This is a genomic window from Lonsdalea quercina subsp. quercina (assembly GCF_000688695.1).
Taxonomy (GTDB): Bacteria; Pseudomonadota; Gammaproteobacteria; order Enterobacterales; family Enterobacteriaceae; genus Lonsdalea; species Lonsdalea quercina_D.
Map to the genome: position 1 here is coordinate 19,050 of NZ_JIBQ01000011.1, position 15,167 is coordinate 34,216.

The window sequence follows — 15,167 nt, forward strand, 5'->3', positions numbered from 1 at the left end:
GCTCGCTTTCATGATAATGAGGGGGGTGTAGTTTCTTATTACATTATGCGTGATGGGACATCACACGGCTGTTTTTAGCGCCGCGCTCCTGTCACCTATGTGCTTGCGATAAGGGCTTTTTTCGCTATTTTCCCGGAAATAAACAAGGGCGTTTTTACTCGGAATTTCTCCCCAACGGGCTCCCGTCGTTTTCCAATCTGCTGTTGAAACTCACAGGCAAAGCCCCTATAACTGGACTATCACTGTTGCATTAAGCAGTAGCTGACACTCTGTCATCTTGATAGCAGGCGAGACGTGCGAAAGAAAACTTATGCCATGAGATATGTTGCCGGGCAGCCTGTGGAGAGAATTTTCCCCCCGGTGGTAATGCATTATGCCGGGCAGCCGGTGTTATCGGGTCCGTTGCCCCTGGACGATGGCGTGTTGCGTCTTCTGGTATGGAACATATTCAAACAACAGCGGTTGGACTGGCTGTCGGTGCTGAAGGGCTTCGGCAATAACGCGCAGCTTATGCTATTGCAGGAAGCGCAGAGTTCGCCGGAGTTAATTCAGTTCGCCACTTCCCACTATCCTGCCGCCGATCAGGTTCCCGCATTTTTCCTTCCGCAGCACCCGTCGGGCGTGATGACGCTCTCTGCCGCGCAACCGATGTATTGCTGCCCCTTGCGTGAGCGTGAGCCGCTGCTTCGACTGTCTAAATCTGCGCTGGTGACGATCTACCCTCTGCACGACGGACGTTCGTTGATGGCGGTTAACATCCACGCCGTGAATTTCAGCTTCGGCGTAGAGGTCTACACCAAGCAGCTACAGGCCATCGGGGAGCATCTGAACCACCACCGCGGACCGGTAATAATGGCGGGGGACTTTAACGCCTGGAGTCAACCGAGAAGCAACGCCCTGTACCGTTTTGCCGGAGTTATGGGATTAAAAGAGGTGACGTTCAGCAACGATCAGCGGCGCAGGGCGTTCGGCCGGCCTCTGGACTTCGTGTTCTATCGTGAGCTGGACGTGGCGCACTCCTCGGTACTGGTTACGGACGCCTCCGACCACAATCCTCTGCGGGTGGAGTTCAGCCTGTAGTCGGGACGGTGATTGCGACGACGCCCTGTGGGGGATACCTGTCTTTACGAGCAAGCGCTTGAGCTCTGTTCCAGCTTCCTGTTTCGGTAACACTATTTCGCCCATAAAAAAACCTCTCCGAAGAGAGGTTTTTGTTTTACGTGACCGATCAGGAATCGGGAGACCGTTTTTTGCTGACGAACAAGGTCAGTCTGTCACCCGGCTGGATATTGGCATTTTTGTTAATGACCGTATTCCAGCGCATCACATCTGCGATGTCGACACCGTGACGTTTGGCGATACTTGCCAGCGAGTCACCTTTACGAACATGGTAGATGATCGAGCTATTTTTAGTGCTGGCATCAGACCCTGCCGTGGCGAAAGAAGCTTTCGCGACCTGAAGCGTCTGACCTGCTTTCACTGTGTGACCACGAAGGTTGTTCCAGTTCTGCAGGTCTTTGGTGCTGACATTGAGCCGTTTGGCAATGGCGGATAACGTATCGCCAGTACGGACTTTATATTCAGAACCCCGGGTTGTTTGTGCCAGACGCGTCGGCTGAACCGCCGCAATATCTACTTCTGCCAGCGAGTCTTTCAACTGCTCGACATGTGCCTTCGGTACCATTATGTAATGCGGCCCGTTAGGCGCAGTCACATTCTGTTTATAACCCGTATTGTAGCTTTTCAATTTTGTGACGGGTAAACCGGCTAGCTCGGCGGCTTGGGTCAGTTGCATTTGCTGTCCTAAGTCCACTTGCGCCAGGGCACGTTCTTCATTCGTTTTCGGCAGGTCAAGGCCGTATTTTTTGCTATGCTTCAAGATGTCGCTTAAAGCCAGCATCTTGGGTACGTAAATCGACGTTTCGTAAGGGAGCGCCAGTGACCAGTAATTCGTTGGGCGNCCCTTTGCCTTGTTCGCTTTGATGGCCTGCATCACACGGCCTTCGCCACTGTTGTAGGCGGCGATGGTGAGTAACCAGTCTCCATCAAACATGCGGTTAAGGCGCTGCATCATATTTAATGCTGCCGTCGTGGAAGCGGCGACATCGCGGCGTCCGTCGTACCATTTATCTTGTTGCAATCCATAATGACGTCCCGTTCCTGGGACAATCTGCCACAATCCAACGGCGTTGGCCGACGATTGGGCGTTTGGATTAAAAGCGCTCTCCACTATGGGTAGCAGTACCAGTTCCATCGGCATTTTACGTTGCTTAATCTGCTCGACTATCCAGTACATGTACGGCTCTGCCCGTAATGTTACATCGTGGAGATAGCTCTTATTTTTCAAATAACGCTGTTTCTGTTCGCGGATCCGGGCGTTTTCCGGAACCTCCATCTTCAGCTCACGACTAATTAAGTTCCACAGGTCCTGCTGCGCGAGGTTGTCATCATCCAACCATCGCGCCCCGGTCTCTCGACCATCGGCGTATTTTCCTGTTTCACTTTGACTGGCCGAAGACAGACTCTGTGCATGTTGTTTGGGCTGGGAGGTATCATGGGGTGAAACCTGGCAGCCTGCCAACAAGACCGAGGCGATAAGTATCGCTTTAGCCTTCATATTTTTGTCAACAGTTGCTCAAAAGACGAACGATCATACTTTGATTGGTCATTGCGTACAACTAAAACCTTCAGAAGTGGTCCTTCATGGCCCTTAGTTGCGCAAATGTCTGCCAATCGCCCCTGGTGCTCACATCGTTAAATATTTTTCTTTGTAAATCAGTGTCATGACAACGTAAAAAAAGATTAATATTTCGCTCAAAACCGAGGTTTGTGGGGACTGTTGGCAGCCCTTTTTCCCTTAATTGTCTGACTTTTAGCAGATAGTCGGCGATTGTGGGTTCCTCCGGCCATAACTCATGGGCGAACTCCAGGTTTGACAACGTATATTCATGAGCGCAACACACCAAAGTCTCATCCGGTAGCTGGGAAAGTTTGCTAACCGATTCAAACATTTGTTCCGGTGTGCCTTCGAAAATACGTCCGCATCCAGCGGAAAACAGCGTGTCGCCGCAAAACAGGTATGGAGCGCTATAATACGCGATATGCCCCGCTGTATGCCCTGGGACGGAAAAAATAGAAAATTCCGAGTCCAGCAGCGTCAGCATGTCGCCTTCTTTCACTTTATGTGTCGTTCCGCTGCGGGAAGTTTCCTGCGGACCGTAAATGTCCATGTCGGGGAAGCGCTCGGCCAGTGATTTTACACCGCCCACATGATCCTGATGGTGGTGGGTTAAAAGGAGGGCGACCGGCGTAAGCTGGTGCTCTTCCAGCGCCGTCAGCACTGGCGCGGCTTCACCGGGGTCGACAATCACACATCGCTTCTGTTGATTACTCAGCAACCAAATGTAGTTATCTTTGAGTGCGGGAACACTGATAAGATTCATGGTGAGTCCTCTGTTTGCAGTTACCTGTGGAAGATACTAGAACATGAAGCCAGCACAAACCGTCCAGACTGTAGAGGCTCCTGATTCTTGGGACTCCATCCCCTGGGGGACATTCTACCGCGATACGCTCGATGACGCGCTACAGCCGTGGTGGCCGAAGATTTTTGGTTTTCATCTGGTCAAAGTCGGCGCGCTCAGCGCTGAGTTAACCAGCGTCGAGTGCGCGATCCCGCATCAGATCAATGTCACCCTGAATCGTACGCGTGCGGATGTCATCGCCGACCCGTGCCAGCTGCCGTTTGTAGAGAAGTCTGTAGATGCCTGCCTGCTGATTCACTCATTGGCTTACTCCAGCGATCCTCACCGCGTGCTGCGGGAAGTGGATCGTGTCCTGATCAACGACGGCTGGCTTATTATCAGCGGCTTTAATCCGATGAGTCTGATGGGGTTGGGAAAAATGGTGCCGGGGATTCGGCGTCGGCAGCCGTATTGCAGTCGGATGTTCAGCCAGATGCGCTTGCAGGACTGGCTGAACCTGCTCAACTATGAAATTGTGCTTCATACCAGCCTGCATGCGTTGCCCTGGCGTCAGCAAGGGCAGGGGCGCTGGAACAATCATCTGCCGCTGCTGGGATGTTTAAACCTGATTGTGGCGCGTAAACGTACGGTGCCGTTGACGCCGACGCCGATGCGCTCCCGACGGAAAAAAACGCCGATGCGCAGCCCGGTGGGGGTGACGAAAAGCTATCGTCGTGGTCCGGATTAATCCTGTTTGTAGCCGACGTCATCCAGCGTCGGCGCACCCGCGGCTTCACGCGCCAGCTGATCGCAACGTTCATTTTCCGGATGACCGGCATGCCCCTTCACCCATTCCCACTGGATAGTGTGCTGGTGGATGGCTAAATCCAGCCGCTGCCAGAGATCCACATTTTTGACCGGCTTTTTATCGGCGGTTTTCCAGCCGCGTTTTTTCCAGTTGTGAATCCAGCTGGTGATCCCTTGACGCACGTATTGGCTGTCCGTACTGAGCGTCACGTCGCACGGCGACGTCAGCGATTCCAGCGAAACAATCGCCGCCATCAACTCCATACGATTATTCGTCGTGAGACGGTAACCCGCGCTGAGCTCTTTTTCGTGCTGTTTGTAGCGCAATACCGCGCCGTATCCGCCGGGGCCGGGGTTGCCGAGGCAGGAGCCGTCGGTGAAAATTTCTACCTGTTTACGCATCTCTGGTAGACTCTTGTCCATGCTGAAAACCACAAGTCTGACATAAACGAAAACGATGAGCACTGAAATAACACGACAAATCGTCCTGGATACTGAAACCACGGGTATGAACAAGTTGGGTGTTCATTACGAAGGTCATCGCATCATCGAAATCGGCGCCGTTGAGGTGATTAACCGTCGTCTGACCGGCCGCAACTATCATGTTTACCTCAAACCGGATCGCCTGATCGATCCGGAAGCCTACAATGTTCACGGTATCAGCGACGAATTCCTGGTCGATAAACCCACCTATGCCGACATTGCCGACGACTTTATGGATTTCATCCGTGGCGCCGAGCTGGTCATCCATAACGCGGCGTTTGATATCGGCTTTATGGACTACGAGTTCCGGATGTTGCAGCGGGATATTCCGAAGACGGAAACCTTCTGCAAAATTACGGATAGCCTGCTGTTGGCCCGTAAGCTCTTCCCCGGCAAACGTAACAACCTGGATGCGTTGTGCGACCGCTATCTGATCGACAACAGCAAACGTACGCTGCATGGCGCGTTGCTGGATGCCGAGATACTGGCGGAAGTCTATCTGGCAATGACCGGCGGCCAGCGGTCGCTTGCGTTTTCAATGGATAACGAAGGGGCACAGCAGGCTAATCAGACAGACACCATTCAGCGCATCGTGCGTCCAGCGTCCGCCTTGCCGGTAATCTACGCCAGCGATGACGAAGTCATGGCGCATGAACAGCGACTCGATCTGATCGTGAAGAAAGGCGGCAGCTGCCTGTGGCGTGATTAACCGCCGCGGTGAATAAAAACGGGCTCCGCGCTGGAAATGTGAGCAAACAGAGTCGGTTAGCGAGAAAAAGCATTGACGTGATAAGGGTGCCATTCTAGTATTCAACCCGCTCACAGAGCGCAGAGTGGAGCGGTAGTTCAGTTGGTTAGAATACCTGCCTGTCACGCAGGGGGTCGCGGGTTCGAGTCCCGTCCGTTCCGCCACTTATCTTTCCCAAGGTGTTCTTCAACATCTTGGATGAAAAAGCCGTATACCCTTTTACCGGTATGCGGCTTTTTTTTGTCTCCTCAATGCACTGACATGGCTGCTATGACGAGGCCTCCGGCGCTCAATTGCCTGGAAGCTAGAAAGCAGAATCCCGCCGTACGTTGTAGACTCACCCCCACCTCATCGCCATTTTTAATCCCCATGGCAGAAGCGTAGCCAAGCATTTTCAATCTTTTTGGCAAAAAACCAGATAAACCGTGAATGGATAAACTGTTAATCAGTTTTTACACCCCTTGAAATGCGGAGTGGCGTCACGCTACACGATCTAAGGTTCTATGACCTATCGAATTAAAATAATTTGCATGCCTTATCTTAAGTAACTCTATGTAATTTTTTGTTTTAATAATTTTCTGAAATTATTAGAGGTGTATTTATTTTTATCCCCATGATTCAAAATAGAAAATATATTTTTAGCAACGTTTTTCCTCTCAGTTAACATTGATTCTGTAATCCGTCTTTTATCTTTTAACTCATTAATATTTATGTGAATTAATTACATTCTTCGTTATTAAATCCATTTCGTTACTTATACCAGTCCATTGATCATAACATACTTAAAACATGTGACTTTTTGAAAGGCATAGTGGTATGCTTACATTGTTTTGATCTTCCGTTAACATTAAACCAACATTGGAATGTTAATCCTTGCGCGAAATCTACTGGGAATAGTCATTTCCGCATATTAGTCAATGATCTACTGCATTACAGACAAACAACGACGACATAAGTAAGAGCTTATGGCTCTTACTCCGACAGGGATGTGCTGATATGTACAGGAGTCGATGATATGTGGAGTAACCTTTCCGCGAGCCAACGTAGTCTATGGATTTCCTATCAAAAATCGCCTCGTCTTCGTGGCGGTTATAACATTGCTTTCTGCCCTCGCATTTTAGCCGACGTCGATCCTGCGATTGTTCATCACACGCTAAAACTAATGATGTCGCGTCACCCCATGCTGCGCGCGACATTCCGCAGTGGTGATGATGGTCCTGAACAGTGCATTCATCCATTGGGTGAAATTCCTTTTTTCTTGCATGACGCATCCTCTTGGTCGGAAGCGGCCCTACAACAGCATATTGAGGCTGAATACCGGCGGCCCTTTGATGATGGTAAGCCGCTACTGCGCGCTCACCTGTACCGGATCTCCGCACAGGAGAGCGTCCTGCTTTGGGTTATCGATCACCTGATTTGCGACGGTAATACCTTCTGGGTGCTGATGGAGGAGTGGGGGGAACTGCTGGCGAAGAAGATGTTATTGCCGCTTGAGACGGCTAATGACGATCCTGATTTCTTCGCTTATGTCGCGCATCAGGAGGCGTGGCTGGAAAGTCCTCAGGGCAAAAAACAGTTCGAGTATTGGGAGCAGGTGTTCTCTGGACCCGGCGGGGCAGGGTTTGATCTGCATCTGGCGTCCGCCTCGGCGGGTTCCGCCGCTCCCCGGGCTTGCATCCAATCCTTTTTTATATCGGATGCCCAGCAGAAAGGCCTCGGCGCTTTGGCCGCAAAATATGGCACCTCCCTGTATGAGCTATTGCTTGCCAGCTATTTTATTTTCCTGCGGCGATATACCGGTCAGGACAACATCATGGTGGGCAGCCCGATGCCGGCGCGCGGTCAGGGACCGTGGCGAAATACCGTAGGGAACTGCACGAATGTCGTACCTATTGCGGCGCGTTTCGATACTGATTTAACCATTGGCGAACTCTTGACCTCCATGCATGCCACCGCCCGACAGGCCAAGCGCAATCGACATTATCCTTTTGAGCTCATGGCGGAACGTCTGCCGATCCATCGCTCTTCCGCTCAGCGTTCCTATATACAAACCCAGTTCACATACCAGATTGATCGTGGTGCGAAAGGGATCATGAAGTTGATGGTAGGCACCCAGTGCGGGCCGGATAAAAACCAGCCGGGCGCAACGGTATCCTGGGGGGGATGGGACACCGTATCGTATCCGGTTCAGATCAGTCATGGTGATATCGCCAATCTGCTGAACGCCGAAGTTATGGAATCAGAAAATAGTCTGAGTTTCCTGCTCAAGTACGATGCGGAACGCCTGTCGGACCACACGGTGAGCCGTTATCTCACGCATCTGTCCGCTATTATCGACGCAGTGATCACCGACGACAGCCAGCGCGTCGACCAGATAAGTCTTCTCTCTGCCGACGAACGTTACACCCTGCTGCACGGCTGGAATCAGACTCAATCCGAGCCCGTCGACGCATGCCTGCATCAGCAGTTCGAAGCGCAGGTGCGCCGCGAGCCGCAGGCGATCGCGCTGGCGTTCGGCGAGCAGCGGCTTAGCTATGACGAACTGAACCGCCGGGCCAACCAACTGGCGCACGCGCTGATGGCGTAGGGCGTGGGGCCGGAGAGCCGGGTGGCCATCAGCCTGCCGCGCGGCGTGGAAATGGTGGTGGCGGTACTGGCGGTGCTCAAAGCGGGCGGCGGCTACGTGCCGATTGACCCGACTTACCCGGCCGAGCGCATCCGCTATCTGCTGGAGGACAGCGCGCCGCTGGGGTGGATAACCGAAGGCGCGCGGTGGGCGCAGACGCCCACGGACGTGCGGCTGTTTGACCTGGAGGCGCCCGCGCTGCTGGCCGGACAGCCGGACGGTAACCCGGACCAGGCGGCAGACCCGCATCAGTTGGCGTACGTGATTTACACCTCGGGCTCCACCGGGCAGCCGAAAGGGGTGATGGTGGAGCACGCGCAGGTGATGCGGCTGTTCGCCTCAACCCGCCGGTGGTTCGACTTTGGCGCCGACGATGTCTGGAGCCTGTTCCACTCGCTGTCGTTCGACTTCTCAGTGTGGGAGCTGTGGGGCGCGCTGCTGCATGGCGGGCGGCTGGTGGTGGTGGCGCAGGAGACGGCGCGGACGCCGGCGGCGTTTTATCAGCTGCTGTGCGAGCAGGGCGTGACGGTGCTGAACCAGACGCCGGGGGCGTTCCGGCCCCTGATTGCCGCCCAGGCGGAGACCCTGCACGCCTCGTCACCGCCACCATCACATGCGCTGCGCTGGGTGATTTTCGGCGGGGAAGCGCTGGAGCCGGCGATGCTGGCGCCGTGGTACGCGCAAAACGGCGAGCGCACGACGCTGGTCAACATGTACGGCATCACCGAAACCACGGTGCACGTCACCTACCGTCCGCTCTCCCCGGCGGACACGGCGCTGGGCGTCAGCCCGATAGGCGAACGCATCCCGGACCTGCGCATTTACGTGCTGGACGAGGCGCGTCAGCCGGTGCCGGTGGGCGTGGCGGGCGAACTGTATGTCGGCGGAGCTGGCGTCGCCCGTGGTTACCTGAACCGGGCGGCGCTGACGGCGGCGCGTTTTATTGACGACCCGTTCGTGGATGAACCGGGAGCCCGGCTGTACAAAACCGGCGACCGGGCGCGCTGGTCCAGCGACGGCGAGCTGGAATATTTGGGACGCAACGACCATCAGGTCAAAATCCGCGGCTTCCGCATCGAGCTGGGCGAGATAGCGGCGCGGCTGCGCCGTCACCCGGCGGTGGACGACAGCGTGGTTATCGCGCGGCAGGACGCCGACGGGGACAGCCGACTGGTGGCCTACTATCTGGCGGAGGCGGCGCAGGAGGCGCAGTCGTTGCGCGACTGGGTGGCGGCGGAGCTGCCGGACTACATGCTGCCGGGGGCCTGGGTCCACCTGAGCGCCTGGCCGCTGACCGCGCACGGCAAGCTGGACCGGCAGGCGCTGCCGGAGCCGGACGCCGGGGCCTACGCCGTGCAGCGCTACGAAGCGCCGCAGGGGGAAACCGAAACCACGTTGGCGGGGCTGTGGGCGTCACTGCTGGGCGTCGAGGCGGTGGGACGGCACGACCACTTCTTCGCGCTGGGCGGCCACTCGCTGCTGGCTATCCAGCTGCTGTCGCGGGTGCGTCAGCAACTGGGACGCGACGTGGCGCTCAGCACGCTGTTTGCCCATCCGGTGCTGGCGGCGTTTGCGCAGGCGGTCGGGCAGGCGCCGTTGAGCGCGCTGCCGCCTCTCGAACCAGCCGACCGCACGGCCCCGCTGGCGCTGTCGTTCGCCCAGCAGCGGCTGTGGTTCCTGTCGCAGCTGGAAGCGAACGCCAGCGCGGCCTATCACATGGCGGGCGGGGTACGGCTGGNGGGTGAGCTGAACGAGGAGGCGCTGCAGGCGGCGCTCGACGGTCTCGTGGCGCGCCATGAGTCGTTACGTACCGGTTTTGTGGCGGAAGACGGCACACCGTATCAGCAAATCCACGCGCCCGCGCCTTTTGCGCTTGTGGTGGACGACCTGCGAGGGCATCCGGAGCCGGAAAGCGCGCTGTCGCGGCTGAGCGCGGAGGAAGCGGGCGCCCCCTTTGACCTTGAACGGGGGGGCCTGGTCCGGGGGCGCCTGATCCGGCTGGACGACCGTCGGCAGGTGCTGCTGTTCACGCTGCACCACATCATCTCGGACGGCTGGTCTGTCGGCCTCTTCATGCGGGAGCTGGGGGCGTTGTACGACGCCTTGACCGCCGGGAAGGCGTCGCCGCTGCCGCCGCTGCGCATCCAGTACGCGGACTACGCCGCCTGGCAGCGCCGGTGGATAGACGGTCCGCGCCTGCAAACGCAGCTGGGTTACTGGCGGGAACAGCTGGCGGAGGNGCCGCCGCTGCTGGCGCTGCCGACCGACCGGCCGCGCCCGGCGGTGCAGGACTATGCGGGCGGTCGGGTCGATTTCACACTGGATGCGGGGCTGACGGCGGGGCTGAAAAGGCTGGCCGCCCGTCACGACGCCACGCTGTACATGACGCTGCTGACCGGCTGGGCCATTCTGCTGCACCGGCTGAGCGGGCAGGACGATATCGTGATCGGCTCGCCGGNGGCGGGGCGCACCCGCACCGAGCTGGAGCCGCTGATCGGTTTCTTCGCCAATACGTTAGCCTTGCGCTGCCGGATAGCCGACAACGCGACGGTGGGCGAACTGCTGGCGCAGGTGAAGGCGACCACGCTGGCGGCGCAGGCGTATCAGGATCTGCCGTTTGAACAGCTGGTGGAAGCGTTGAATCCGGTGCGAAGCCTGGCGCACAGCCCGCTGTTCCAGACCATGCTGGTCTGGCAAGAGGACAAAGGAAACGCACTGGCGTTGCAGGGATTGCAGGTCACCCCTTTTGTTAGCGGTCAGGTAACGGCCAAGTTTGATTTGTTGTTGGCGTTGGAGGCGGCAGGCGATCAGATCGAGGGCAGCATTGAGTATGCCAGCAGCCTGTTCGACCCGTCGACCGTGACGCGTTATGTCGGTTATCTACAGCATGTGCTACAGGCCGTGGTAGAGGATGAGGCGCAGGAGATTCTCCGGCTGCCGCTGCTGTCCGATGCCGAACGTCAGCAGGTGCTGTATGACTGGAACGACACCCGTGCCGATTATCCGCAGGAACAGGGCATTCACCATCTGTTCGAAGCTCAGGTGCAGCGCACGCCGGAGGCGGTAGCGCTGGTCTGTCACGAGCAGTCGCTGACCTATGACGCGCTGAACCAGCGTGCCAACCAGCTGGCGCAGAGACTGATATCTCAGGGGGTGGGACTGGATACGCGGGTGGCGATCTGTCTGCCGCGCGGCCTGCAATCGGTGGTGGCGATACTGGCGGTGCTGAAAGCGGGCGGTGCCTATCTGCCTATCGACCCGGCCTACCCGGATGACCGTATCCGTTACCTGTTACATGACGGCCAGCCGCGGGTGCTGATAACCGACGCCTCCCTGGCGCCCAGGCTGCCCGCCGATGAAGCGTACAGGCTTTTGGTGTTGCCTGAACGATTAATGGAAGACCGGACGCCGCCGCAAACGAGTAACCCGGTATCGCCGCTGAAGGCGTCGCAGCTGGCCTACGTGATTTATACCTCAGGGTCGACAGGCCAGCCCAAAGGCGTGGCGATGCCGCACCGCGCATTGGTCAACCTCATGCACTGGCAGCGTCAGCTGCGCGGAGAAAAAACGACGCCGCGTACTTTGCAATATGCGGCGCTGGGGTTCGATGTTTCTTTTCAGGAGATCTTCAGTACGCTGTTGTTCGGCGGCGAGCTGGTCCTGATTGATGAGTCTAGCCGACTGGATATGGTCAAACTCTCAGCGCTGATCCGCCAACGTCAGATAGCGCGGCTTTATCTTCCTTACGTCGCGCTTAAAGCGCTGGCCGCCCAGTTGCAGACCGAAACGCAGCCTCTGGACTCGATACGGGAGGTCATCACCGCCGGTGAGCAATTAGTCATCACCGAGTCGCTTCAACACGCGTTCATTGGGCGACTTTCCCATGCCCGTCTCTACAACCATTACGGGCCGACCGAAACCCACGTAGTCAGCTGTTTTGAGCTGCCTTCATCCCCGCAGGATTGGGGGCGGCTGCCGTCTATTGGTCGGCCTATCGCCAACACACGCGTCTATTTGCTTGATGCCTTGCAGCAGCCGGTGCCAGTTGGCGTCAGCGGCGAAATTTATCTGGCCGGTGATGCGGTAGCCAGCGGCTATCTCAATAATCCGGCGCTGACCGCTGAACGCTTCTTTCCCGATCCCTTTGTGTTGCCATCCGGTCATACGCTTTCGCAACGGATGTATCGCACGGGCGACATCGGCTGCTGGAATGCGGATGGCACGATCGCCTATCTGGGCCGCGGCGATCGTCAGGTCAAGGTACGCGGATTCCGGGTCGAACTGGAGGAAATTGAAGCTCAACTGAATACCTGTCCCGGCATTGCCCAATCGCTGGTGGTGCTGAAAGAGGAGGATCCCGATAACCGGCGGCTGGTGGCTTATTTCCTGCCGGACGGTGAGAAAAGTGCGTCGTGTCAGGCCGAAGCGCTGCACCGCTATCTTACCGAACGTTTGCCGGAATACATGGTGCCCGTTGCCTACATGCCGTTGAGCCATTTCCCCGTCAGTCCCAATGGAAAGCTTGACCGCAATGCGTTGCCTGCGCCGGATGCTTCGGCCTATGTCAGTCAGGAATATGATCCGCCTCACAGCGAGATTGAACAGATCCTAGCCGATATGTGGATTGAACTGCTCCAGGTGGAACGGGTGGGGCGTCAGGATCACTTTTTCTCGCTGGGCGGACACTCGCTGCTGGCCGTACAGCTGGTCTCACGTATCAAAAATCGACTGATGATAGAGGTGCCGCTACAGGATGTGTTTGCCGTTCCTCAACTGTACAGAATGGCCGATCTACTTTTGCAACATATTGATATGCAGCTTCATGAGTTGATGTCGAAAGAGAACTCCCTCGATCAGCGCTGAAGTAATAAATGGAGGTATTAAGGTGGATGATTCAATGCATTCGGAAAAAGATAACGGTAATCAGGCGTACGATCTGGGACAAATGACGGTATCGCAGCGGGTCGCGTTGTTGGAACGGTTGCGGACACAGCGAAATGATCCCGTACTGGGGCTGGAGCGCTGTGATCGCACCGCGCCACTTCTCCTCTCGTTTTCTCAACAGCGGCTGTGGTTTTTGATCAAGCTGGAGGCGCGGGCGAGTACGGCTTACCACATCGCTTGCGGCCTGAAGCTCAGTGGCGAACTGGACCGCGACGCGCTGCACATGGCGTTGGACCGCATCGTGGCGCGTCACGAGGCGCTGCGCACGCGGTTCGTCGAGGTGGAGGGCACGCCATATCAGCAGATTGACGAGCCTGCGCCTTTTTCCCTAACGGTGCATGACCTGCGCGGGCGGCCCGCCGCCGCCGACGAGCTGCGCCAACTGGCCGATGAAGAAGCGGCGGAACCGTTCGATCTGCAACAGGGGCCGCCGATCCGCGGTCGGCTGATCCGGCTGAGCGAGCGCGAACAGGTGCTGCTGGTGACGCTGCACCATATCGTCGCCGACGGCTGGTCACTCAACCGATTTATGCGAGAACTGGGGGAGTTGTACCGGGCCTTCAGTCAGCAACAGCCCGATCCCCTGCCGCCGCTGGCGATTCAGTATGCGGACTATGCGGTCTGGCAACGGCGCAGGGTGACGACGACGCCCATTCAGTCACAGCTTGCCTACTGGCGTGAGCAACTGGCGGATACGCCGCCTTTGTTGGATCTTCCGATCGATCGGCCGCGACCCGCGGTACAAAACTATGCCGGTGGCTACATTGATTTTACGCTGGATGCGACGTTGACCACTGAGCTGAAGGCGCTGGCGGCGCGGCACGACAGCACGCTTTTTATGACGCTGCTGACGGGGTGGACGCTGCTGCTCTATCGCCTGAGCGGACAGGATGACATCGTGGTCGGTTCACCGGTGGCCGGGCGAACCCGCACCGAACTGGAGCCGCTGATCGGTTTCTTTGCCAATACGCTGGCGCTGCGCAACCGGGTGGACGGCGCGGCCTCGGTCGGNGCGCTGCTGGCGCAGGTGAAGGAGACCACGCTGGCGGCGCAGGCGCATCAGGATCTGCCGTTCGAGCAACTGGTGGAGGCGCTCAACCCGACGCGCAGCCTGTCGCATAGTCCATTATTCCAAACCCTGCTGGCGTGGCAAAACTTGCCGGATGATGTCTTGCAGTTGGACGGCGTGCAGGTGGAACCTTTCAGCGCTGAATCGGTGACCGCCAAATTTGATTTGCTGGTGTCGCTTGAAGAAACGGGTGCGAGCCTTTCCGGCAGTTTGGATTTTGCCGTGAGTGTGTTCGACCGAGTGACAGTGGCGCGCATGTTGTCGCATTGGCAGGTGCTGCTGCGTGCCATGGTCAGCGATGAGACTCTGCCAGTCGCGCAGTTGCCGCTGCTGACCGATGACGAGCGTCATTCTCTCCTGCACGATAGGAACCACACTGAGGCCGAGCCTGTCTGCGTTTGCCTGCATCAGCAGTTCGAAGCGCAGGCGCGCCGCGAGCCGCAGGCGATCGCGCTGGTATTTGGCGAGCAGCGGCTTAGCTATGACGAACTGAACCGCCGGGCCAACCAACTGGCGCACGCGCTGATGGCGCAGGGCGTAGGGCCGGAGAGCCGGGTGGCCATCAGCCTGCCGCGCGGCGTGGAAATGGTGGTGGCGGTACTGGCGGTGCTCAAAGCGGGCGGCGGCTACGTGCCGATTGACCCGACTTACCCGGCCGAGCGCATCCGCTATCTGCTGGAGGACAGCGCGCCGCTGGGGTGGATAACTGAAGGGGCGCTGTGGGCGCAGACGCCCACGGACGTGCGCCTGTTCGACCTGGAGGCGCACGCGCTGCTGGCCGGACAGCCGGAGGGTAATCCTGACCAGGCGGCAGACCCGCATCAGTTGGCGTACGTGATTTACACCTCGGGCTCCACCGGGCAGCCAAAAGGGGTGATGGTGGAGCACGCGCAGGTGATGCGGCTGTTCGCCTCAACCCGCCGGTGGTTCGACTTTGGCGCCGACGATGTCTGGAGCCTGTTCCACTCGCTGTCGTTCGACTTCTCAGTGTGGGAGCTGTGGGGCGCGCTGCTGCATGGCGGGCGGCTG

At 57.6% G+C, this 15,167-nt stretch carries 9 protein-coding genes and 1 tRNA gene; 7 read left to right on the forward strand and 3 right to left on the reverse strand.

Annotation, left to right across the window (positions count from 1 at the left end; genetic code table 11):
• Window positions 1-294: 294 nt before the first annotated feature.
• A complete protein-coding gene (locus SB13_RS12285) occupies window positions 295-1,080 on the forward strand; it encodes an endonuclease/exonuclease/phosphatase family protein (protein WP_026740631.1) in 786 nt (261 codons plus the stop codon).
• A gap of 148 nt (window positions 1,081-1,228) precedes the next feature.
• On the opposite strand, the gene mltD is transcribed toward SB13_RS12285, so the two are convergent.
• Window positions 1,229-2,617, reverse strand: a complete 1,389-nt coding sequence (mltD, locus tag SB13_RS12290; protein ID WP_026740632.1) for a murein transglycosylase D — start codon at window positions 2,615-2,617, stop codon at window positions 1,229-1,231.
• A 70-nt stretch (window positions 2,618-2,687) separates the two neighbouring features.
• The gene (gloB, locus tag SB13_RS12295) at window positions 2,688-3,443 is read right to left on the reverse strand and encodes a hydroxyacylglutathione hydrolase (protein WP_026740633.1); all 756 of its coding nucleotides are present in this window, start codon (window positions 3,441-3,443) and stop codon (window positions 2,688-2,690) included.
• 43 nt (window positions 3,444-3,486) lie between these two features.
• Between gloB and SB13_RS12300 the strand changes: the two genes are divergently transcribed.
• Window positions 3,487-4,209, forward strand: a complete 723-nt coding sequence (locus tag SB13_RS12300; RefSeq protein ID WP_026740634.1) for a class I SAM-dependent methyltransferase — start codon at window positions 3,487-3,489, stop codon at window positions 4,207-4,209.
• On the opposite strand, the gene rnhA is transcribed toward SB13_RS12300, so the two are convergent.
• Window positions 4,206-4,772, reverse strand: a complete 567-nt coding sequence (gene rnhA, locus SB13_RS12305; protein WP_026740639.1) for a ribonuclease HI — start codon at window positions 4,770-4,772, stop codon at window positions 4,206-4,208. The two genes, SB13_RS12300 and rnhA, sit on opposite strands and share 4 nt — an antisense overlap.
• Between rnhA and dnaQ the strand changes: the two genes are divergently transcribed.
• The 5 genes from dnaQ to SB13_RS12325 form a co-directional block, all read left to right on the forward strand.
• Window positions 4,726-5,460 carry a DNA polymerase III subunit epsilon gene (gene dnaQ, locus SB13_RS12310; protein ID WP_026740635.1) on the forward strand — a complete coding sequence of 245 codons (735 nt, stop codon included), beginning with the start codon at window positions 4,726-4,728 and terminating at the stop codon, window positions 5,458-5,460. The genes rnhA and dnaQ overlap by 47 nt on opposite strands.
• Before the next feature lie 126 nt (window positions 5,461-5,586).
• A tRNA-Asp gene (locus tag SB13_RS12315) sits at window positions 5,587-5,663 on the forward strand.
• Between the two features lie 851 nt (window positions 5,664-6,514).
• A complete protein-coding gene (locus tag SB13_RS17060) occupies window positions 6,515-8,086 on the forward strand; it encodes a condensation domain-containing protein (protein WP_026740636.1) in 1,572 nt (523 codons plus the stop codon).
• A 3-nt stretch (window positions 8,087-8,089) separates the two neighbouring features.
• A complete protein-coding gene (locus SB13_RS12320) occupies window positions 8,090-12,988 on the forward strand; it encodes a non-ribosomal peptide synthetase (protein WP_072000253.1) in 4,899 nt (1,632 codons plus the stop codon).
• Between the two features lie 82 nt (window positions 12,989-13,070).
• Window positions 13,071-15,167, forward strand: a 2,097-nt coding sequence (locus tag SB13_RS12325) for a condensation domain-containing protein (protein ID WP_036151721.1), incomplete at its 3' end; no start/stop codon positions are given.

What these genes read in the sequence shown, in the direction of transcription:
- gloB (WP_026740633.1), bottom strand. Translation starts at nt 3,443, where the DNA reads ATGAATCTTATCAGTGTTCCCGCACTCAAAGATAACTACATTTGGTTG.
- SB13_RS12300 (WP_026740634.1), top strand. Translation starts at nt 3,487, where the DNA reads ATGAAGCCAGCACAAACCGTCCAGACTGTAGAGGCTCCTGATTCTTGG.
- dnaQ (WP_026740635.1), top strand. Translation starts at nt 4,726, where the DNA reads ATGAGCACTGAAATAACACGACAAATCGTCCTGGATACTGAAACCACG.
- SB13_RS17060 (WP_026740636.1), top strand. Translation starts at nt 6,515, where the DNA reads ATGTGGAGTAACCTTTCCGCGAGCCAACGTAGTCTATGGATTTCCTAT.